22 protein-coding genes and 2 pseudogenes are annotated in these 21,118 nt (G+C 57.4%); 1 reads left to right on the forward strand and 23 read right to left on the reverse strand.

Going from position 1 to position 21,118, the window contains the following annotated elements; genetic code table 11:
* Positions 1-229, forward strand: a 229-nt coding sequence (locus L5M49_RS17910; RefSeq protein ID WP_411569114.1) for a transposase, incomplete at its 5' end; no start/stop codon positions are given.
* 20 nt (positions 230-249) lie between these two features.
* Here L5M49_RS17910 and L5M49_RS25280 read toward each other — a convergent pair.
* From L5M49_RS25280 to L5M49_RS18030, 23 genes and pseudogenes are all read right to left on the reverse strand, one after another.
* Positions 250-885 (reverse strand): annotated as a pseudogene (locus L5M49_RS25280) (RNA polymerase sigma factor FliA); the annotation flags it as partial.
* A gap of 11 nt (positions 886-896) precedes the next feature.
* Positions 897-1,364: a flagellar basal body-associated protein FliL gene (gene fliL / locus L5M49_RS17925; protein WP_263266590.1), complete on the reverse strand. Its 468-nt coding sequence runs from the start codon at positions 1,362-1,364 to the stop codon at positions 897-899.
* Positions 1,365-1,380: 16 nt separating this feature from the next.
* Entirely contained in the window at positions 1,381-2,589 is a 1,209-nt protein-coding gene (locus tag L5M49_RS17930; protein WP_263266592.1) for a flagellar hook-length control protein FliK, read from the reverse strand.
* On the reverse strand, positions 2,579-2,905 hold the full coding sequence (locus tag L5M49_RS17935; RefSeq protein ID WP_168825871.1) for a hypothetical protein: 327 nt from the start codon (positions 2,903-2,905) through the stop codon (positions 2,579-2,581). The genes L5M49_RS17930 and L5M49_RS17935 overlap by 11 nt, the downstream gene beginning before the upstream one ends.
* Positions 2,874-3,254 (reverse strand): flagellar export chaperone FliS, encoded by a 381-nt coding sequence (gene fliS, locus L5M49_RS17940; protein ID WP_113940812.1) that lies wholly within the window; start codon positions 3,252-3,254, stop codon positions 2,874-2,876. Before fliS ends, L5M49_RS17935 begins: the two co-directional genes overlap by 32 nt.
* 13 nt (positions 3,255-3,267) lie before the next feature.
* Entirely contained in the window at positions 3,268-4,620 is a 1,353-nt protein-coding gene (fliD, locus tag L5M49_RS17945) for a flagellar filament capping protein FliD (RefSeq protein WP_263266593.1), read from the reverse strand.
* Positions 4,621-4,922: 302 nt separating this feature from the next.
* A complete protein-coding gene (locus tag L5M49_RS17950; protein WP_261272820.1) occupies positions 4,923-5,729 on the reverse strand; it encodes a flagellin in 807 nt (268 codons plus the stop codon).
* Between the two features lie 225 nt (positions 5,730-5,954).
* Positions 5,955-6,767, reverse strand: coding sequence for a flagellin (locus L5M49_RS17955; protein ID WP_263266594.1), 813 nt, complete (start codon positions 6,765-6,767; stop codon positions 5,955-5,957).
* Positions 6,768-7,225: 458 nt separating this feature from the next.
* Complete coding sequence (locus tag L5M49_RS17960; RefSeq protein WP_004883121.1) at positions 7,226-7,468, reverse strand: DUF2274 domain-containing protein; 243 nt, start codon at positions 7,466-7,468, stop codon at positions 7,226-7,228.
* On the reverse strand, positions 7,465-8,745 hold the full coding sequence (locus L5M49_RS17965; RefSeq protein ID WP_004883119.1) for a TrbI/VirB10 family protein: 1,281 nt from the start codon (positions 8,743-8,745) through the stop codon (positions 7,465-7,467). Before L5M49_RS17965 ends, L5M49_RS17960 begins: the two co-directional genes overlap by 4 nt.
* A gap of 2 nt (positions 8,746-8,747) precedes the next feature.
* On the reverse strand, positions 8,748-9,740 hold the full coding sequence (gene trbG, locus L5M49_RS17970; RefSeq protein ID WP_263266595.1) for a P-type conjugative transfer protein TrbG: 993 nt from the start codon (positions 9,738-9,740) through the stop codon (positions 8,748-8,750).
* Entirely contained in the window at positions 9,737-10,441 is a 705-nt protein-coding gene (gene trbF / locus L5M49_RS17975) for a conjugal transfer protein TrbF (protein ID WP_004883108.1), read from the reverse strand. The genes trbG and trbF overlap by 4 nt, the downstream gene beginning before the upstream one ends.
* Positions 10,442-10,721: 280 nt before the next feature.
* Positions 10,722-11,852: pseudogene (gene trbL, locus L5M49_RS17980) on the reverse strand (P-type conjugative transfer protein TrbL); the annotation flags it as partial.
* On the reverse strand, positions 11,849-12,175 hold the full coding sequence (locus L5M49_RS17985; protein ID WP_004883103.1) for a hypothetical protein: 327 nt from the start codon (positions 12,173-12,175) through the stop codon (positions 11,849-11,851). The pseudogene trbL and the gene L5M49_RS17985, both read right to left, overlap by 4 nt.
* A 12-nt stretch (positions 12,176-12,187) precedes the next feature.
* Positions 12,188-12,925, reverse strand: coding sequence for a P-type conjugative transfer protein TrbJ (gene trbJ, locus L5M49_RS17990; protein ID WP_004883101.1), 738 nt, complete (start codon positions 12,923-12,925; stop codon positions 12,188-12,190).
* Positions 12,922-15,372, reverse strand: coding sequence for a conjugal transfer protein TrbE (trbE, locus tag L5M49_RS17995; protein WP_004883099.1), 2,451 nt, complete (start codon positions 15,370-15,372; stop codon positions 12,922-12,924). The genes trbJ and trbE overlap by 4 nt, the downstream gene beginning before the upstream one ends.
* 11 nt (positions 15,373-15,383) lie before the next feature.
* Positions 15,384-15,656: a VirB3 family type IV secretion system protein gene (locus L5M49_RS18000; RefSeq protein WP_004883097.1), complete on the reverse strand. Its 273-nt coding sequence runs from the start codon at positions 15,654-15,656 to the stop codon at positions 15,384-15,386.
* Positions 15,653-16,036, reverse strand: coding sequence for a TrbC/VirB2 family protein (locus tag L5M49_RS18005; RefSeq protein WP_004883090.1), 384 nt, complete (start codon positions 16,034-16,036; stop codon positions 15,653-15,655). The genes L5M49_RS18000 and L5M49_RS18005 overlap by 4 nt, the downstream gene beginning before the upstream one ends.
* Positions 16,033-17,100, reverse strand: a complete 1,068-nt coding sequence (gene trbB, locus L5M49_RS18010; protein WP_004883088.1) for a P-type conjugative transfer ATPase TrbB — start codon at positions 17,098-17,100, stop codon at positions 16,033-16,035. The genes L5M49_RS18005 and trbB overlap by 4 nt, the downstream gene beginning before the upstream one ends.
* Positions 17,097-17,561 carry a ribbon-helix-helix protein, CopG family gene (locus tag L5M49_RS18015; RefSeq protein WP_004883086.1) on the reverse strand — a complete coding sequence of 155 codons (465 nt, stop codon included), beginning with the start codon at positions 17,559-17,561 and terminating at the stop codon, positions 17,097-17,099. The genes trbB and L5M49_RS18015 overlap by 4 nt, the downstream gene beginning before the upstream one ends.
* A complete protein-coding gene (locus L5M49_RS18020) occupies positions 17,558-19,573 on the reverse strand; it encodes a conjugal transfer protein TraG (protein WP_004883083.1) in 2,016 nt (671 codons plus the stop codon). Before L5M49_RS18020 ends, L5M49_RS18015 begins: the two co-directional genes overlap by 4 nt.
* 314 nt (positions 19,574-19,887) lie before the next feature.
* Positions 19,888-20,163, reverse strand: a complete 276-nt coding sequence (locus tag L5M49_RS18025) for an EexN family lipoprotein (RefSeq protein ID WP_004883082.1) — start codon at positions 20,161-20,163, stop codon at positions 19,888-19,890.
* Positions 20,160-21,104 carry a LysR family transcriptional regulator gene (locus L5M49_RS18030; RefSeq protein WP_004883081.1) on the reverse strand — a complete coding sequence of 315 codons (945 nt, stop codon included), beginning with the start codon at positions 21,102-21,104 and terminating at the stop codon, positions 20,160-20,162. The genes L5M49_RS18025 and L5M49_RS18030 overlap by 4 nt, the downstream gene beginning before the upstream one ends.
* Between the last annotated feature and the right edge of the window lie 14 nt (positions 21,105-21,118).

Genomic DNA, 21,118 nt, shown 5'->3' on the forward strand with positions numbered 1-21,118 from the left:
AAATAAACTACATTGGGTGCTTGATGTCAGCATGGACGAAGACGATAACCAAATCTTCCGCGGTCATGCCGCCGCCAACATGGCAGCCATGCGGCATCTTGGGCTCAATATGCTTCGCGCAGAGACCAGTAAAGCGATGAGCGTGCCACGTAAACAGCGCCGAGCCCATATAAATGAAGACTATCTTGAGCTGGTTTTACTGGCTGGATTAAGCATGAATGAAAAATGAGCACTCACGCTCTTGCCCTGCATAGCTATCTCTTTTAAATTCAGCTCATGATGATAGTAAAGCGACAGAATTAGCTGTTCTCTTTCATTTAATTTTGAAATAACTTTGATCAAAGTTTGCTTCAGCATTAACCGCTCAACATCATTACTTCTGTCTACTGGATGATCACCGCCCAATAGCAACTCATCTAAGCTTTTCATCGACTCTGCTTGCGTCGAGTATAAACGTTCCCGATAATCCTCCGCGCTCAGCCCAAGCGCACTGGCTACTTCAAGATCGCTTGGTTCACGTCCCATCTCTCGACTCAAACGTCTAACAACATCATTAAGCTCATGGGCCTGCTGCCGAACAGGCCTAGGGCGCCAATCCTGCCGCCTCAACTCGTCGAGTATTGCACCGCGAATCCGTTGCCCAGCGAAGGAAATAAATCCATTATCCAGCTCGCCAGGATACCGACGTTATGACTCAAGCAATGCCATCATGCCAATTTGTTCCATATCCTCGAGTGATAACATCACACCGCAGTGACTGCGCATTTGCGAGACTATACGTTTGATTAATGGCAAGTATTGTCGAATAATCTGTTGTTCAGATTGACGTTCTTCGACTGGATAATCACAGGTTTGTTGATATGCGAGTTGGCCTGCTGCTGTCATGATAAGGCCTCTTACTGGATCACCATGCGAGTAAAGAGTACTTCATCAATATCTGAAGGTAATTGGTTATCTGACAGCACTTTAACCATCAATATCAACGCCTCTGATTGTAAACTGTCAAGCTGATCTAAGTGGTTCAACTGCTCAAATGTTTTACGTGAGAACATCTTCATCATAGCGTTTCGTATAAGAGGATCTGACTCCAGCAACACCGTTTTCATATTGGGATTACGGCTTTTTAATGACATTTCAAGCAGCATGTAATGGGGATACTTATCCCCAGGAATCGATATCACAAACTTTTCTAACGGGTAAAACTTTGCAACTGGTACAGGTTCAACTTCAGGTTCCGATGCAAAAAGCTCTGCTAGCTTCCAATCTCCAGTACTTGTCCCAATCCAAAATGCACCTGCGGTCGAACTAATGAGCACAAGTAACGCTAAAATTATCTTTACTAAACGAGATTTTAAAATTGCCATTAAACGACTCCGGCACTTAAGCCAATAAATCTAATTGAGATTTCTCTCTCGCCATCACATCGACTACATTATCCGTTGTAGTTTCAGCCGCTATCGACGAGGAGAATAATGCAGTTTCCTGTTGATGCTGTTGCGATTCTCCTTGGCCAATATCGACATCAATTTGACCGCCATGATCCATTGCTAAATCCACTCTCAAACGATCCAAACCATTGAGTAATGCATCTCGAATTGCCGGATTTACTGCATGCATTTGCACCTGTAAACGATCGCCCTCTAAACGAATATTGAGCTCAATCTTGCCGAGTTCTGGCGGATCTAACCTTAATTCGGCTTTCTTAATATGTTGATCGACTTGGAAACGAAGATGCTCTCTTAAGGGAGTAAGGATCTCCTGAGAGTGCTGCGCTAAAGAAGCCATGGGAGTGAGAGATACAGGGCCCCATTGAGTAGCACTTGCAGCCTGCGTACCCGCAACCTGCTGAGATCCTATCGCATTAATATCTTTAACTTCATGCCCCCTAAGTTCTGCCAACACACGCTGAAACACTGACGAGTCAGATTTCAAATGCTCAAAATCCCCAGAGAAAGTTGCCAGCGTTGAATCCTGCGTAAATACGCCGCTCATTTTCAAGGATTCGCCACTCATACCCGCAGGCTGAGTACGACTTCCTGCAAGAGCCATAGATGAGGTCATCCCTGAACTAAATAGCGTTCCTCTTTGATCTGTGGCTGAAAGCCCAATTAAAGACGCAGGAGTTCGACCTATCGGATCCGTTTTAACCGTTTCTGCAGGAAAAATCACAGGAACAAACAGCGCGACAGCAGTCGGTGAAACGAGACTGTTCTGAGGCGTGGCGGCTAAGCCATCTTGAATAATAGGCGCTGAGTTAATCTCAGTATTTAACAGTGACGGAGATACTCCTGGTACAACAGGAGCAGCAACTGATACAACAGAAGAAGCAACGGGTGCAAAAGGCACTGAGTTAGAAAAATCACTATTAATATATTGATTTAAAAAGGTATCAGCATCATTGCCTAGAGCTTTTTCTGCACTCGGAGTCCACATAGCACTCTCTAGCGGAAGAGATTCCGCAGGCAATCCTATAGGGAATGCCAACAAGGTAAATGACTCAGATTTATCTTGATCAACTGCACTTGTCACTTTAGTCGTCAAGCTGGTATTTGTGCCAACAGGACGAGTTGAAAGAAGATCAGAGATCATCCAAAGCTCCACTTACTTGTGTTAATTGATAGGCTGCTAAACCTGGTTGTTGCGCCTTAAAGCGGCCCATTTCAGCGGCTAATTCATCACGAGCCAAGATCAACTCTTGCAGCACTTGGGAATGAACCCGCTTTAATTCTGCACGTGCCAATTTCTGCTCAATATCATGAGTCTCACCTGCCTGTTGCAGGGCTTTGATCAAAGCGATGTTCACTTTTCGGACGCTTTCCCAATCCTGAGCATCTGCATATTGGCGTAAAGCATTCGCAAAACGCGCCCACTGCTTAATTGAGATTTGTCCATCCTTCTCTGACATTGGTAATCACCTGAGTCACTGGAACTAGCGCTTCAGCACTGTTTTCGACACTGGCGCTGACAAGCTGACGGCTACAAAAGTCATAGAGACGATGTAAGCTCACGGCAACCTCACCACCATTTTCAAGGTCAAGCATAGAGTCCAAGCCATGCACGATATTAAGGCACTTATGGATACTCATTCCTTTCGCCTCAAACCTTTGGTATTCCATATGGCCAGCGGTCCGCTCTAGTTCTTCCAATAAACCATCAAGTAGCATACGCACCATGTCATGGGTTGTTGCTGCCGCTACTTGTGCATCTAAAGCGGTTTGCTTGTAGGCATTAAATGGATCGTACTCATTTAACATTTTTTACTGCTTCCTATGAAAACAACTGACTTGCGGAATTAAACTGATTAATGGTGGATTCCATTGCCGTAAACTGGGTTAAATAAATCTGATACTTTTGATTCATTTGATAGTTATGGCGGTCCATGCTGTCATTCACACTTTTAATCTGCTTATTTAACGCTTCTTGTTTTTGATCGATATAGCCATTGAACTGCGTAAAAGGCTTTAATGTTTTCTCAACATTCTTGACGTAGCTACCTTCACCCGTAAACATGGCTTGCACTTTTTCGGGATCACTTTTAAAACTGTCGGTCAGCTTAGCATCATCAATTTTTAGTTTTCCGTCTCGTCCAATCTCAATCCCGATATCAGACAAACGCATGCCATTAGCAGCCGTTGCAAATACTGAATCACGTAATTTAGACTGGAGTAGGCGAATAGAGGTATCCCCCTTCAACACACCAATTTGCGCTTCACTCACAGCGGTAGTTTTGTCTTCTTTATCTTTATCTTTATCCGAAGAACTCGAATCAGAAGTTTTAACGCCCATAGAACGGGTAAGTTGGTTGATTTGTGTCATTAAAGAATTAAATGAATCGACAAAATCTTTAACCGTTTTCTTATTCGCTTCAAAATCGTCTGTGACTTTAATCATGCTGCTTTCACCAGCCGCATGCACCTTGACTAATTCGAGGCTGACACCATCAACAACATTTTCTAGATAGTTACTACTGCTGGTAATATCGATACCGTTTAATGTGAGTTCCGCATCTTGTGCTGCACGACGTTCTGTCATACCCCAATCGGCACCGTTAAACTCTACCTTCACTTGATTCGCGACACCCGATTCCTTTGAAGACAGCATAAATTCGATTTGGTTACCTGTGCGCACTAATGACGCTTGTACACCAGGATTACCCACTTGTTTATTGATCACATCGCGTAACTGAGACACAGAAATAGCCGCACCGCCATTAACCGTTGCCAAATCAATTTCCATGCGCTTAGTCGGATCACTACCGACTTGAATACTGATAATGCCCGACGTTGGCAACAATTCACTTTCAGAGGAATAGGCTTTAGTCAGTTGATGTGCTTGCGCAAGTTTATGCACGCTCAAATCATAGTTGCCCTTTGGCGCATCAGATTTAACTGTCGCGGTCGCATTCTCGCCCGTAACCGTAGCAATTTTGCCTTTAGTTGCATTGCCACCCATTTCACTCAACTTAGTGGCCATTTTCTTCATATTATTTTCAAGCAACGTATAGGCATCTAACTGTGTTTTACTGGCAGTTAACTTGCCTTTGTAAAGCGTATCTTTACCTGCGCGGTCTGCGCCAATCAGTTGCTGAGCAAATTGTGCTGCATTCATACCTGAAATCATGACTACCTCCACTCGTTCTAGAGCAAAACGCATGCCAAAAACAAGCTGCTGTTTTTAAAGATATTTAAATAATTAACTGGCCCGAACACAGCTAAAAACTTCCGCATAAACACTTAAACAGGAAAACTATCTTCCACTTTGTGTTATCGAAAATTCCCCACTAAAATATGAACCTTATAGGTTTCAATCTCGGGTTTAGCGACTACCGACCAATACATAAACCGTGGCTAAAATAAAAATGCCAGTCAGCGCAACTAACTGGCATTTTAGCCGTGACCAATAACATCACTTGCCCAATAGCATTAACGCAATAGACCCATGACTAAACCCGTGTTCTGGTTAGCTGAAGAAAGTACTGTTGTACCCGCCTGAACTAATAATTGGTTGCGCGTCATATTGGCAGATTCAACCGCGAAATCGGCATCCATAATACGGCCGGCAGCGGCTTTGGTATTTTCAGTTACGCTGGCAAGGTTAGCCGCAGTATGGCCAAGACGGTTAATGTTGGCGCCTAAGGTTGAACGTTTAGTGCCAACTGCAGAAATAAAATCATCCACTAACTTAATTGCATCATTCGGGGTGCCTTCTAAATCGCCAGCTTTAAGAGCCGTAATGTCTGCCGTAAGCGCTGTAAGTTTAACGTTCAGAATTTCATCTTTACCTGCACCGATCTGGAAAGTTACATCTGTAAGCTTGGTAAAAAGGTCATTACCTGCATAAGTCGTTTTGGTAGCAATACGCTCGATCTCATCATTTAGCTCTTTAAACTCATCATTCAATGCTTTCAAATCATCAGTTGAGTTAACACCGTTTGATGCTTGAGTAGCCAATTCTTTCTGGCGATTGGCAATGGTCGTTAATTCTTCTAACGCACCATCAGCGGTTTGCAGCATAGAGGTCGCATCAGAAATATTGCGTGATGCTGTTTCCATACCTTTTACGTTAGCGCTCATGCGGTTTGCAATTTGCAACCCCGCAGCATCATCAGATGCGCTATTGATACGTAAACCCGTAGACAAACGCTCCATAGCATTAGTCAATAAGTTATTGCTTTTGTTAACAGCACCTTGTGCAACAATTGAAGCGTAATTAGTATGAACACCTAACATATCAGTTCTCCTGAAAAATAACGGTTATCTTGGCGATGCCTGAATCTCAGCATCGATCCATAACTAATTAAGGCGACAGCAACAGCACACAACTAAAACTTATTTAAAAATAGATGGGATCACCTCTATAAAAACAGACTGAAATGGCATGCTCAAAACGCCATAAAAAATGCCAGCAAGCTAAGCTCACTGGCATTAAAACTAACACTGACTAATTTAATAAAATTAGCGCAGTAACCCCATGACTAAACCTGTATTTTGGTTAGCTGAAGACAGTACTGTTGTACCCGCCTGAACTAATAATTGGTTGCGCGTCATATTAGCTGATTCAACCGCGAAATCGGCATCCATAATACGGCCTGCAGCGGCTTTGGTATTTTCAGTTACGCTGGCAAGGTTAGCCGCAGTATGGCCAAGACGGTTAATGTTGGCGCCTAGTGTAGAACGTTCTGTACCCACTTTGGCTAAGAAAGTATCAACAGCGGTAATTGCAGCAGTAGCACCAGTGGTTAAGTCACCTGTTACAGTTGTTGAAATAGCGCCTAACTTCACATTCAGTGTTTCTGCTATTCCAGCACCAATCTGGAAGTCAACACCTTTAATAAGTACGCCATCAGTCGCATCTTTAAACAGGTTATTACCCGCATAGGTTGTGTTTTCAACAATGCGTGTAATTTCATCGTTTAACTGTACAAATTCATCATTCAGCGCAGTTAAATCATCAGCAGAATTCACACCGTTCGCCGCTTGAGTGGCCAATTCTTTTTGGCGGTTAGCAATGGTCGTTAATTCTTCTAATGCACCATCGGCGGTTTGCAGCATAGAGGTTGCATCAGAAATATTGCGTGAAGCCGTTTCCATGCCTTTTACGTTAGCACTCATGCGGTTAGCAATTTGCAAACCCGCAGCATCATCAGATCCGCTATTGATACGTAAACCCGTCGACAAACGCTCCATGGCGTTAGTTAGTAAGTTATTGCTTTTGTTAACAGCACCTTGTGCAACAATTGAAGCGTAATTAGTGTGAACACCTAACATATCAGTTCTCCTGAAAAATAACGGTTATCTTGGCGATGCCTGAATCTCAGCATCGCTCCATAACTAACTAAGGCGACAGCAACAGCACACAACTAAAACCTATTTAAAAATAGATGGGATCACCACTATAAAAGCAGACTTAAATAGCATGTACAAAACGCCATAAAAAATGTCCGCAGTCAAGCGATTGTTGAAATCAGCCTGATGGCCGGAAGTCTATATGGGGTGCGGGTTTGGCTCTACTTCGGGCCGCCTTGCGGGGCTGTGGCGTTGTGGGCTGGGAGCCACATAGGAGCTTCGCGGTAGAAAGCCCGAGCGTGCTGCATCGGGGGCGGTTGCCTGCAGGCGGTAGCCGCGTTTGGTCTTCATAGCCCAATCGGTCGCCGTCCTCCAGAATGAAGAACGCGCAGCCTTGGGCTGCGCGTTTGAGGGATGGCCGCCAGCGGAAACCGGCATCATCAGCTTGGCTTCGGCGGCGCGGCCTTGCCCGCGCCTCCCTTCCTGAATCCCCGATCTCCGACCATGAAGGCTTCTAGCATGTGCGGAATTAGCACCGTGGCATCGACCGCCTCGCCGTAGGTCTGCGCGTGCAGCGTAGCGTAGCGGTCGAGGTCGGCTTTCAGGCTGGCCGGGCAAGCAAAAGTCAGCTTCGTGGATTCCGTTTTCGGCAGCGGCCCGAGCCGTAGCTTGCGCGTCGTCATCGCGAAGTCCCCCTGTTGAAGAAAAGTGGCTGGTACGGCCGCAGCACCAGATCGCGGTTGACGATGATGCGAACCGGCAAGCCGGGGCGCTCCGTCAAGGTGGGCTGGATGTTGAGGTTGCGCCGGGTCATCTCCTGACCGACCTGATTGATGCTGTCCTGGGCGCTATCGCGGCCGGCGATGATGACGCGATCACCGTCCTGCCGGTTCTCCGGCGCAGCCAGTTCGGCACCGATGCCCAGTAGCGTCGTCAGTGCCGCACCGGCAAAGACGCGATCCCAATGCCAATCCACATCATCTTCCAAGCCGGCGTAGCCGGCCGGATCGGTGCCGGCCAAGTTGTCGAGCTTGAGCGAAGACGTGTCGGGCAGGATGATCCGGTTCCACACCACTTGCACGCGGCTCTGCCCGTAGCTGACCTGGCTGTTGTATTTGCCCAGGATGCGTGACCCCTGCGGGATCAGCAGGAACTTGCCGGTAGCCGTGTCATAGACCGGCTCCGTCACTGTGGCGATCACATCGCCCGGCAAGTCCGACTTGATGCCCGTCACCAGCGCCCCGGCGACCACCGTTCCGGCCATGACCTGATACGGCGACGCCGGCAGCGTCAGGTTGCCGGAATCACGGGCTTCCGTGGTTCCGGCTTTCTGGAATGCCTCTTTCTGGTCTTGCCGGTTCTGCACGGCGGTCGGGTCGGCGGGCTGGGCCGCCGTCGACGCAGGCCCGGCCGCCAGCGGGTCGAAGGCCGCATTGGCGGTGAAGCCCGGCGCAGCGGCTACCTGTGTCTGCGCCACCGGCGCGGCCTTCTGCGAACCAGAGCGGAAGAACACCGCCGATGCCGCTGCTGCTTCGGCTTCCTTGCGCAACGCGTCGTTGGGGTCGTTGCCGGGGGCCGCGTAGGCGGCCGTCACCGGCTGCTGCGACTTCACAATGGCCGGGCCAAGATCGCCTGGCAGCGGCGGCCCCAACTCCGGCACGGATGCCGCCAAGGGGGGCGGCAGCTTCGAGTAGTCCGCCGGCAGCGCGTCCAACCCTTCGGACTTCGAGACGCGATCGACGTTGTAAAGCTCGGTCTGCTCGCCTGCACCGCGCCGCTGCGGTTGCAGCGACCACATCAGCGCGCCGAGCACAGCGACCGAGAGACCGCCGACGAGGATGGCCAGCGTGCGCCGGTTCAGGCGCGTGACCGGGCGCGGTTGGGCGCGCAGCGCAACTGCCTCGGGTGCCACCTTGCCCGCATGCGGCGTGGCGAGGTCGGGAGTGTCGTCCTGGCTCATGGTCAGTTCCTCCGCGCCAAGCCATCCGTGCGTTCGATACGCACCACGTCACCCTTGTCGCCGCCCAGGCGCAGTTCGGCCGCGCCGAACAGCCGATCCACGATGTAGTAAGGCGAGCGAAAACGGTAATTCACCAGTTGTCCGTCGCCCTGCGCGCCGATGACGAACAGCGGTGGCAGCTCGCCTTGGGCGATTCCCGGCGGGAACTGGATATAGACCTTCTCGCCATCGTCGAAGGCGCGCAGCGGCTTCCACGGCGGATTGCTGCCTGAGACGGAATATCGGAAGCGGATCTTCTCCAGCGACAGTCCGGTATCGACCGGTGCGGCGGCGCTAGCCGCCTGCGACTGGCGCTGCAAGGCCAACATCCGGTCTTTTGGGTAGTCCCAGGACACCGACGCCATCCATGCCTTTTCCGTCGAGGTCAGTTCCAGCAGGTATGTTCTGCGACTGGTGGTGATGACCAAATTCGTCTTGAGGCCTGAGCGGATGGGCTTGACCAGCACATTGATGCGCATCGCGTCGCCGCTGCCGCTGGACGTGTCACCGACGATCCAGCGCACGGTATCGCCGGCTGCGACCGTCACTAGTTCCTCGCCCGGCTGCAAGGAAACCACGGTCACGCGTCCCGGCGCGGCATAGACTTGGTAGAGCGCACCATCGGTGAAGGGCCACACCTGAATCGCATTGACGTAGCCCTCGCGCGTGGGCGCGATGCGCGCCTCGGCATTGGCACGGGAAACGCGCACCTTCTCATCGGCCGGCTCCGGCTTAGCCGGGGCCGCGTCCAACTCGTGCAGCGGCTTCAACTGCGCTGGCAGCGCCAGCGGCTCGGGCATGGCGACGACTTCCACTGGAGCAGGCGGCTCCGGCAGCGGCTGTGCCTGCACCGGCTCATCGAGCGAAATGGACGGAGGCGGCTTGCCCTGCGTGGTGCAGCCCACCAAGGCTGCAAGCATCAACGGCAAAGCGTAAAAGCGAAAAGACAGGTTCATGGCTTGGCTCCTTCAGAAGAATCCAGTTCGCGGCTCCACGACAGGCCGTTGACGTAGATACCCAGCGGGTTCTTGCGCAGGCGCTGTTCGGTGCGCGGGGTTTGCAGGACGGTGGAAAGCACCGCGTTCCATCGCTCGGTCCCGGCGGGGGCACCGTTGATGAACCGTTGCTCCGTCCAACGGACGTTGAACGAGGCATCGCTGGCGCGTACCACGCTGGTGATCTGCACCGTCACCGACTCGCGGCCAACACGGGCGAAAGGATCGTTCTTGCTGGCGTAGTCGTTGAGCACCGCCGCGCCTTTGTCGGTGGTGTAGTCGTAGGCGTCCAGCCAGTTTTGCCGCACCACGATGGGATCGATAGACAGCGAGCGCACCAGCGTCACGAAGCGCGCCAGGTGGTGCGCGATCTGCGCATCGGCGGGCCGGTACGGCGTGGCGGCTTCGCCGACGGCGCGCACCTGCCCCGACTGATCGACCTCGATGACGTAAGGGGTGACGATGGACTGCGCCGAGCGCCACACCAGGCCACCGGCCATCAGCAGCGCAAGCGTGAGGCAGCCGAAGGCCATAAAACGCCAGTTCTTGGCCTGGACGCGGGCCGAGCCGATGCGCTCGTCCCACACCTGCGCGGCGGATTGGTACGGGGTGGCAGGCTGCGGCGTGTCGGCATAGCGCACCTGCGGGCGTTTGAATCGCATAGGGTTCTCCTTGGTGGTCAGGTATCGGGTCACGCATCGGGGCGCAGGCTTGGGCCTTGCCCTGAGCCGCCGCCGTCGCCACTGCGCAGCGTGTGGGCTGCGGTGGTTGCGGCATGGGTGATCTGCTGGCGGCGGTGCATCCGCTTTGCCCAGGCGGGTTGCTCTTGCTTCGGCGCGCTGGCTGCGCCTTCGCCTGCGGCGGCCTGGCCGGAACCGGCAGCGCCGACATCCGCACCGTTCCATCCTGCCCGGAAGGAGTCGGCCACCTTCTGACCGGCAGCGGAAGCGCCCGATGCAGCTCGGCGGCCTGCCGCTTGCGCGCCGGTCTTGGCGACATTGCCGAGGCCCGCAGCCGCGCCTTTAGCCCCGCCGCCCGCAGCGGCGGAACCGGCCTGGAATGCGGACTTGGCGCTGCTGGCCGCCGACGTGGCGGCGCGTGCGCCGCTCCCGGCCAGCTTTGCGGCGGCCGGGGCTTTGCGGCGGCCGGGGCCATGCGTGCGCCCGCCATGACGGCACCGCCCACGCCGGTCGCGGCGGCACCGATGGCAACACCCGTGCCTACCGCGCCGACGGCAGCGCCCGCCATCGCACCCGCGCCGAGCTGCGGCGCACCGGACACAAGGCCCGTGGCGATGCCGGGGCCGAAGATGCCCAGCGCCAGCAAGGCAAGCGAAGCCAGCATCACGACAAGCGCATGGTCGATGGAAGGCTCGTCGGGATGAACCTGGAACTCCGCGAACAGGCCCGAGCCGATGCCGACGATTACCGCCAGCACCAAGACCTTGATGCCTGACGAAACCACATTGCCGAGCACCTTTTCCGCGAGGAACGAGGTTTTGTTCCAGAGCGCAAACGGGATCAAGACGAAGCCGGCAAGCGTGGTCAGCTTGAACTCGATCAACGTGATGAAAAGCTGAACCGCGAGCACGAAGAAACAGAGGATCACCACCAGCCAAGCGATGAACAGCACCACGATGGGGTCGAGGTTCACGAACACTTCGGGGAAGCCGGCCATGTCACCGATCTGGTCGAGGATCGGCGCAGCGGCGTCGATGCCGGTCTTGGCAAGCCGACCCGGCTGCAAGAAGTTCTCCATCGTTATGGCCGAGCCAGTGGCGGTGATGCCTAGCCCGGCGAACGAGCGGAACACGATGCTCGACAGCCAATTGAAGTTACCGATGATGTAGGCGAAGGCACCGACGTAAAGCACCTTGCGCAGCAGCTTGGCGATCACGTCCTCGCCCTGGCCGGTCGCATGGCTCATGGCCCAATACAGACCGGCAATGGTCATGTCGATGACAATGAGAGTGGCCGTCAGGAACGCGACTTCGCCTTGCAGCAGACCGAAACCGGAGTCGATGTAGCGCGAGAAGGTATCGAGGAATCTGTCGATGATCGTTACGTCGTTCATGGCGTGTCCTCCGCAGCGGCGAGCGACGCATCACCTTCCGGCGCGTCGTCGGTTGGCGTGTCGAAACTCGCCGGAATCGGCGGCAGTTCTGCCAGCGTCCGGTATTCGTCCGGCCCAGTCTGGCCGGTGAAGAAGCGCCGCCGGAAGGCTTCGGCAGCGGCGCGACAGGTGTCTTCGCCTGCGGTTTGCCGGTCGGCTGCGCATTGGGCGCGCAGCGCCTTGAGCCGCACGGGATCGGCGGCCAAGGTGGCGGTCAGGTCTTCAGCCGGCTGCTGGCCGCATGCGGTCAGCAGCACGGCCAGCAGGACAGGAACGCATCGCATGGCCGCCTCCCGTCAGTTGTTGTAGAAGTTGACGGACTGCGGTGTGTACGGCGTGCCGGTGCCCAGGAAGCGCCGCCGCACTTCGCGGGCGCGCTCGGTGGCCGCTGCCTGCCGCGCCAGCTCCAGCGAGGCCGCCCTGTCTTGTGTGATCTGGAGCTGCTGGGCCTGGATGGACTGCTTGGCCTGCAAGGCGAGAAGCTGGTTCGTTGCCTGCATCGCTTGCAGCGCACCCGTGGCCGATTGGCTTTGGCTCACGAGGTCGGCCAGCGCGCTTTCGTCTTGCGTCAGGTTCTGCGACACCTGCGCCTGCATCCGCATCGCGGTGTGCAGGCCGTCGAGCGTGTTCTTCCAGCGTTCGCGTGCGTCCTGTGCCATGCGGTCGCCGCTGATGGTGGCGGCGTACTGCTCCGGGTACAGGCGCGAGAACGTGGCATCCATGCTCTGCACGTCGTAGGCCAGCCCTTGCGCCTCGGCAATCAGGCGTTCAGTCGTGGCGAGCGTCGAGCGCAGCCGGTTGACGATGTTGAAGTCGAGATTCGCCAGGTTGCGCGCCTGGTTCATCAACATCTGCGCTTCGTTCTGGAGCTGGTTGATCTGGTTGTTGATCTGCTCCAGCGTGCGGATGGCAGTCAGCGTGTTCTGCACCAAGTTGACGGGATCAACGAAAGTGAGCGCCGCCGCTGGCTGAGCGAGCATCAGCGAGCCGGCCAGCGCGGCGGCGAGCGAAACGGAAAGTACACGGGTCTTCATGGCGAAATCTCCAGGGGTTGAGTAGCGAGGAAAGAAGCCGCCGACGGCGAGGACGGCAGCAGGTCGGCGGCCCAATCGAGGCCGCGATGGCGTAGCCACGCACCGGCGAAGCCGGGAGCGCCGGCCTGCGTCAGCACTCGGTCAATGTCGCGTTGGTCTTGCGGTGTGGATGCGCCCGAGAAGGCGAGCGCGGCTGGCCCCAGGTCGAGGTCGAACAGACGATTGCCCAGGCGCGATTGGTAGTAGTAGTCGCGCTTGGGCTGCGCGGTGGCGACGATTTCGATTTGCCGACTGTTGAGGCCAAAGCCCTCGTAGACCGTGCGAATCTGCGGCTCGGTCGCCTGCGGGTTGGGCAAGAAAATCCGGCTCGCGCAGCTTTCGATGATCGCGGGCGCGATGGTCGAATCCTTGATGTCGGCAAGCGACTGCGTGGCGAAGATCACCGACACGTTTTTCTTGCGCAGAGTTTTCAACCATTGCCGGATGCGTGCCGCGAAGGACGGTTCATCAAGGAATAGCCAGGCTTCATCGAGAATCAGCAGCGTGGGAGCACCGTCGAAACGTGCATCGAAGCGGGCGAACAAGTAGCGCAGCACCGCTTGCACGGCGGCGGGGCTGTGCATTAGCTCTTCCATCTCAAAGCCCTGCACGTCGCCGCTGCCGAGCCGGTCGCGGTCGGCATCCAGTAGCTTGCCGTGCGCGCCGCCCAGCACATACGGCGACAATGCCTGCCGCAGCGCGTTCGATTGCAGCAGCACCGAAAGCCCGGTCATCGTGCGCTGCTCCACCGGCGCACCAGCGAGGCTGCCGAGCGCCGACCAAATGGCGGCTTTCTCGTCGGGGCCGACGGTCACGCCTTCATGCAGCAGGCGGCCTTCGATCCACTCGGCGGCCCAGGTGCGATAGCCTTCGCTGTCGATACGGGCCAAGGGCTGAAAGGCAATGGCGCCGTCCGCGCCGAGGTCGTAGTGTTCGCCGCCCAGGCCCAGCACCGTCGCCCGCATGGATCGCCCCATGTCGAAGGCGAAGATGCGCGAGCCGCCATAGCGGCGGAACTGCAAGGCGAGCATCGCCAGCAGGACAGATTTTCCCATGCCCGTCGGCCCCGCGACCAGCGTATGCCCCACGTCGCCGATGTGCGTCACCAGCCGGAACGGCGTCGCGCCATCCGTGCGCGTGACGATCAGCGGCGGGCCGTCGAGATGGGCGTTTTTCTCCGGCCCAGCCCACACGGCGGACACCGGCATCATGTGCGCCAGATTCAGCGTCGAGACGATGGGCTGGCGCACGTTGGCATAGGCATTGCCTGGTATGGACGACAGCCACGCATCGACTGCATTTAAGGTTTCGGGGATGGTGACGAAGCCACGTCCTTGGATGACACGTTCCACCATGCGCAGCTTTTCGTCGGCTACGGCAGGGTCGTCATCGAACACCGTCACCGTGGCGGTGAGGTAGCCGAAGGCGACTTGATCGCTGCCAAGCTCTTGCAAGGCGGCATCCGCGTCGGCCGCCTTGTTGCTGGCATCCGTGTCCACCAGCGGCGATTCCTGCTGGAAGATGGTTTCGCGCAGTAGCGCAATGACATTCTTCCGTTTCGCAAACCACTGGCGACGCAGGCGGCCCAGCTCCTTTTCCGCCTCGGCTTTATCGAGGCAGAGAAACCGGGTACTCCAGCGATAGGCAAAGCCCAGGCGATTGAGGTCGTCCAGCAGGCCCGGCCAGGTCGAGGTCGGAAAGCCCCGCACCGACACCACGCGCAGATGCTGGTCACCCAGCATGGGCGCAAGGCCGCCGACTAGGGCGGAATCGGCCAGCAGTGCGTCGAGGTGGAAAGGCACCTCGGGCACGGCCAGCCGGTAGCGCCGCGTGGACACCGTGGCGTGAAGATAAGTCAGCGTCGCGGCATCGTCCAACCAGACGATTTCTGGCATCACGCCATCGAGCAGGTCGAAAACCCGATCCGTTTCTGCCAGGAAGGCGTCAAGCCGACCGCGCCAGTCCACACCATCGCCCGGCGCGTGCTCGTAGAGCAGCTTGGCTGCACGAGCGCGGGATTCCTCCGGCGGCAGATAGGCTAGCGTCAGGTGATAGCTGCTTTCGTAGTGGTTCCCCGATTCCTCAAAGGCAGCGCGGCGTTCTTCGTCCACCAGCCAGGACAGCGGTTCGGGAAAGTCGGAATGCGGATAGTCCGCGGCCGACTGGCGCTCGGCTTCCACGAACAGCGCCCAGCCCGAACCCAGCCGGCGCAACGCGTTGTTTAGCCGTGCCGTCGTGGCGATCAATTCGCCCTGCGTGGCGCTGTCCAGATCAGGCCCGCGAAAGCGCGCCGTGCGCTGAAACGAGCCATCCTTGTTCAGCACCACGCCCGGCGCGATCAGCCCAGCCCAGGGAAGCCAGTCGGCCAGCAAGGCGGGCCGCTGGCGGTATTCGGCAAGGTTAAGCATGGCGGCGTCTCCTACACGTCCAGCAGCGGCTTGTGCTTGATGTGCCGGGCGAAGACCTGCATGAACTGCGGATCGACCCTCGCGCCCCACACGGCCAGCGAGTGACCGACGATCCAGAGCACTACGCCAGGAATCCAGAGTTGCAGGCCCAGCCCGACGGCAGCGGCTAGCGTGCCGTTGGCAATCGCCACCGTGCGCGGTGCGCCGCCCATCAAGAGCGGCTCGGTCAGCGAGCGATGTAGCGGCACCTCGAAGCCGGCCGCGAAGCTATCCGGGCCACTCATACGACAGCCCCGCCGGAGAAGCTGAAGAACGACAGGAAGAACGAGGACGCGGCGAACGCGATGCTCAAACCGAACACGATCTGGATCAGCTTGCGAAAGCCGCCCGACGTGTCGCCGAAGGCGAGCGCGAGGCCCGTGGCGATGATGATGATGACCGCGACGATGCGTGCCACCGGCCCCTGAATCGACTCCAGAATGGATTGCAGCGGGCCTTCCCACGGCATCGAGGAGCCGGATGCCTTCGCCGTGCCCGCCGTCATCAGCATGACTGCGGCCAGCAGCAGGCCGTGGTGCGCGGGGCCGGCCAGCCGCCGCAGGCGTGCGATGGTTGAAACCGGATTTACGGAATTACGGAAAGCGTGAACGTGCATCTGCGTCATGGCAGTTCTCCAGGTAGGTCAAGGGACGAGGAAGGCGCAGCGGCATCGGCTGCGAGAGGAACCGGCATCAGCTCGGGAAACGGTGTTTCCAGCGCGTCCGCCAGGCGATAGCCGGTGCCGTCGAAACCGACGACACGGGCGATGCTTTCGACGCGGCGCTTGCGGCCACGCCCGGCGATGTGGATCACGACGTTGACCGCCTCGGCGATCAGCGCACGCGGTGGGTTCACCGCCACTTCAAGAATCAACTGTTCGAGGCGCAGCAGCGCGCCCAGCGCGGAACCGGCGTGGATGGTGGCGATGCCGCCGGGGTGGCCGGTGCCCCACACCTTAACCAAGTCCAGGGCTTCGCCGCCGCGTACCTCGCCGACGATCACGCGGTCGGGGCGCAGGCGCATCGTGGCCCGCACCAGCTCGGTCATAGACACGACGCCAGCGCGGGTGCGCAGCGGCACATGGTCGCGGGCTGCGCATTGCAGCTCGATGGTGTCTTCGAGCACAAGCACGCGGTCGCCCGTGGCGGCGATCTCCGCAAGCAAGGCATTGGCGAGTGTGGTTTTGCCGCTGCTCGTCGCCCCGGCGATCAGGATGTTCTGGCGCTCACGCACGGCGCGGCGCAGGAACTCGGCCTGGCCTGTGGTCAAGATGCCGTCGGCCACATAGCGATCCAGCCCGATGATGCTCACGGCGCGCTTGCGCAGCGCGAAGGCTGGGCCGGGCGCTGCGGGCGGCAAGATGCCCTCGAACCGCTCGCCGGTTTCGGGCAGCTCGGCGGTCAGCAGCGGCCGCCCGCGATGCACCTCTGCGCCGACGTGCGCAGCCACCAGCCGGATGATGCGTTCGCCATCGTCTTGGGACAGCTCCACGCCCAGCGGCATGCGGCCCGATGACAACCGATCCACCCATAGGGTGCGGTCGGGGTTGAGCATGATTTCCACCACGTCGGGGTCGGCCAGCGCAGCGGCGATGACTGGCCCCATTGCCGTGCGCAGCATCTGGATACGGCGATCCAGAGAGGTTGCGGCGGATGAGAGTTCGGGCGGGGTTTGCGGAATGGCGCTCATGAGGCACGCTCCTGCGCTTCAGCCAGTGCCTCCGCGTCATCCATTCGCGCCGGGTCTGGGTGCAGTTCTTCCACAACGTCGCGCACCAGGCTGCGGCCACGCAGCAGGTGGCGGCCGAGCCGCTCCACGAATTGCTCGAAACGCGCTTTGCCTTGGGCGCGAGCTGCGTCCTGATGGGCTTCGGGAATCGGGGTGCTGACGGTCAGGAAGTAGCGGATGAACAGCGCCAGTGTTTCGATCTGGATGTTCTGGTCGCGCTCCATGCGCTCGGCCTGCCGCGACAGGCGATCGAGCCGCTTGGCGATGGCCGCCTCGCGCTGGTCGCCAGCATCGGGCGATAGCCACGACGCGAGCGCCGCCGCGACAATGGACGACTTGGACACGCCTTTCTTGGCGGCCAGTTCTTCGAGACGCTTGGCGTGCTCGGGCTGAATGAACAGATTGAGGCGGTATTGGCTCATAAGTCGATTCCGTCGTTGGGGTCGAGGGAAGCCAGCCGGGCCGTGCGCTGCATGGCCGGGTCGAGCTGGCCGGGAAGCGGCAGCGGCAGGTCGTCGTCGTCATCGAGCAGAGTCAGGTCATGGCCGGCGAGCAGCGGTTCGGGGCTGTATTCGCTGACTTCGGATAGCTCCGGCTGTCGGCGTGGGCCGCCGTCATCGGCGGTGCCTGTGCCATCGCCGGACAGGCCCGCAGCCCGGACCGTTGACACGGCTGGGATCGATAGGCCGCTCCAGTCGTCGGGCCGGGCCGGTGGCGCGTCCGCGTATTGCCCGGCCGCGAGCACAGGCGGCGGTAAAACGCGGTTCTTGAAATTCGCGTCGGCGTAGTAGCGCAGCTTCTTGGCCTTGATCGGTGCCACGCTGGACACCATCACCACAGCTTCCTCAGTCGGAAGCTGCATCACTTCACCGGGCGTCAGTAGCGGGCGGGCCGTCTCCTGCCGCGACACCATGAGGTGCCCCAGCCACGGTGCCAATCTGTGCCCGGCATAGTTGCGCTGCGCGCGCAGTTCGGTAGCGGTGCCAAGCGTTTCGGAGATCCGTTTCGCAGTGCGTTCATCGTTGGTGGCGAACGTCACGCGGACATGGCAGTTATCCAGAATCGAATGGTTCTGGCCGTAGGCTTTGTCGATCTGGTTGAGCGATTGGGCGATAAGAAAACTGCGGATTCCGTAGCCCGCCATGAAGGCAAGCGCCGTCTCGAAGAAGTCCAGGCGGCCCAGCGCCGGGAACTCATCGAGCATCAGCAGCAGCTTGTGGCGGCGTTCGATGCCGTCGCTGCCGTCGAGCGATTCGGTGAGCCGTCGGCCGATCTGGTTGAGGATCAGGCGAATGAGCGGTTTCGTCCGCGAAATATCCGAAGGTGGCACTACCAGATAAAGCGACACCGGATGCTCGGACGCGATCAGGTCGGCGATACGCCAGTCGCAGCGCGAGGTGACTTCGGCCACCGTGGGGTCGCGGTAGAGGCCCAGGAACGACATGGCGGTGCTCAACACGCCGGAACGCTCGTTGTCCGACTTGTTGAGCACTTCGCGCGCCGCCGAAGCGACGACTGGATGCGGGCCACCACCTTCCACGTTCACGAGGTGCTGTGTGGTCATCATCCGGTGCAAGGTCAGCTCGAAGGGGCTGGCCGGATCGGAGAGGAAATTGGCGACGCCGCGCAGCGTCTTGTCCTCGCCCGCGTAGAGCACATGCAGGATGGCCCCGACCAGCAGCGCGTGCGAAGTCTTCTCCCAATGGTTGCGCTTCTCAAGCGCGCCTTCTGGATCGACCAGAATGTCGGCTATGTTCTGTACGTCACGCACTTCATGTGCGCCGCGCCGAACTTCTAGCAGCGGGTTGTAGGCCGCCGACTTCGCATCGGTCGGATTGAACAGCAGGCAGTGTGAGTAGCGTGAGCGCCAACCTGCGGTGATCTGCCAATTCTCGCCCTTGATGTCGTGGACTACGGCGGATGCAGGCCAAGAAAGCAGCGTCGGCACCACAAGGCCGACGCCTTTGCCTGAGCGCGTGGGCGCGAAAGTGAGGATGTGTTCCGGGCCTTCATGCCGAAGGTACTTGCCATCGTGCTGACCGAGGAACACGCCGATCGGCTGCGTAAGGCCGGCTTTGCGAATGTCCTCCGTACTTGCCCAGCGTGCCGAGCCATAGGTCGTGACTAGGCGTGATTGACGAGAGCGCCAGATCGACATGCAGACTGCGACCACCACCGCCAGCAAGCCACTGCCACCCGCTATGGCACCGCCCGTGTCGAAAACGCGTGGCGCGTAGGCATCGAAGAAGAACCACCACTCAAACAGCTTCCACGGGAGGTAGATCGGTGTGCCGAGGAAATCAAACCAGGGGGAGCCAAGGCGTACCTGATAGCCAAGGGCTGCTGCCGTCCATTGTGTGGCGCCCCACACACCCGCGATCACGATGCCGAATACCACGGCTATCTGACCGAACAGCACATTCGTACCTTGCATAGCCCCGCCTCCAATCTCTCCTACGCTGATTCCCTTGGGAAACGCGGCTTAGAAATGTGCCGCAGGCGTCAGGATCGGTGCTGGCTTAGTGCCGGTCAAAGACCGTTTGGGGCAGAAAGGTCGATAAGAAAGAATGAATTCGCGCTGTGTCTAGCCAGGGAGTGACTCCGTAAGCGCCGGCGAATATCAGCGTGCCGAACAGAAGATTCAGGCAGACTAGCGAATTGCTGAATTGCTGAATTGCTGAATTGCTGAATTGCTGAATTGCTGAATTGCTGAATTGCTGAATTGCTGAATTGCTGAATTGCTGAATTTCAGAATTTGGGGGATTCTTTGGGCGGTGTGTATGGCGTTTTTCCGTCACCGTAGAACCGCTTACGTGTTGCCTCCGCTACCCGGTTGCAAAGCAGTTCGCCCAAAGTAGGCCGATCCGTCTTGCATTGCTGGCGCAACTTCTTGAGCTGTTCCGGGTCTGCCACCAGCTCTTCTACTGTCGGGGTTTTCTTTTCTGCACTAGTGGCTTTGTGCGGTTTATCAGATTGACCGCATGCGACTAGCATTGCAGCGACGAGCGTGATGGCGAGTCTCATGGCATCAATTCCTCCGGAAGATCGGGATTTCGGCTTTTTGTTGACCTGAGAAACTCTGGCAATTCGATGGCCTGTACTCGCTGAATGAAGCGCGCAAGCTCGTCAAACGGATCGCCTTCAAGTCTGAGTAGATAGGTCGTCAAAGGTGGTACGCGTGTCGAAAGCGGCCTCGCCACGACTCCTGGCTCTCGGGAGGCTGCAATGTGTGCAGCCCCTGTAAGTCCGAGTGCAAAACCGGCAGATACCAACGCCATCATCAGGTCGAAAGTGGTAACCCGCTCGGCAACTAGAGGCTGCATTTCAGCCCGGCTAAGTACTCGCTCAATGTGCTTGGCGTGGCCCTCGCACACTTGAGGATCAGATAGCACTAGCGGGTAGCGCAGCAGTTCATCCAATGGAATTCGCTTAAGAGCCAGCAACGGATGCCGAGCTGGCAGCGCCACCATAAGCGTGTCAGTCCACGCGGGAAGTGCGACGATTCCATCACCTACGTCGTCGGACTGTGCAAAGCCGACGTCATACAGGTCGTCGTGCAATCCTTTGATTTGTTGGGATAGTGGCACCTCAAAAAAGCGAATCTCAACCTCGGGCTCCTCCTCGCGACACAACGCCAATAGGGCTGGTAAGCACAGTAGTGTTGCGCCGTCTGACAAGGCGACGCGGAGTTGTCCATGAAAGCCATTTTTTGCTGCCTTCACGCAGTCCCGCGCCTGTTGCAAGGATGCGAACACCCGAGGTGCGTGCTCCATGAGCATCAACCCAGCTCGTGTCAAACGCGTGCTTCTCGTGTTCCGAATAAAGAGCTGTGCTCCTAACTCCTCTTCGAGTTCTTTGATCGTGCGAGACAGTGGGGACTGCTCAATATGCAGTTTCGCAGCGGCGCGAGCGAAGTGAAGTTCCTCGGCGAGCGCCATAAAACAACGTAGATGTCGAATTTCCATGCGTCCCCTACTAA

The sequence above is a fragment of the Shewanella sp. SM74 genome (genome assembly GCF_025653725.1).
GTDB lineage: Bacteria > Pseudomonadota > Gammaproteobacteria > Enterobacterales > Shewanellaceae > Shewanella > Shewanella oncorhynchi.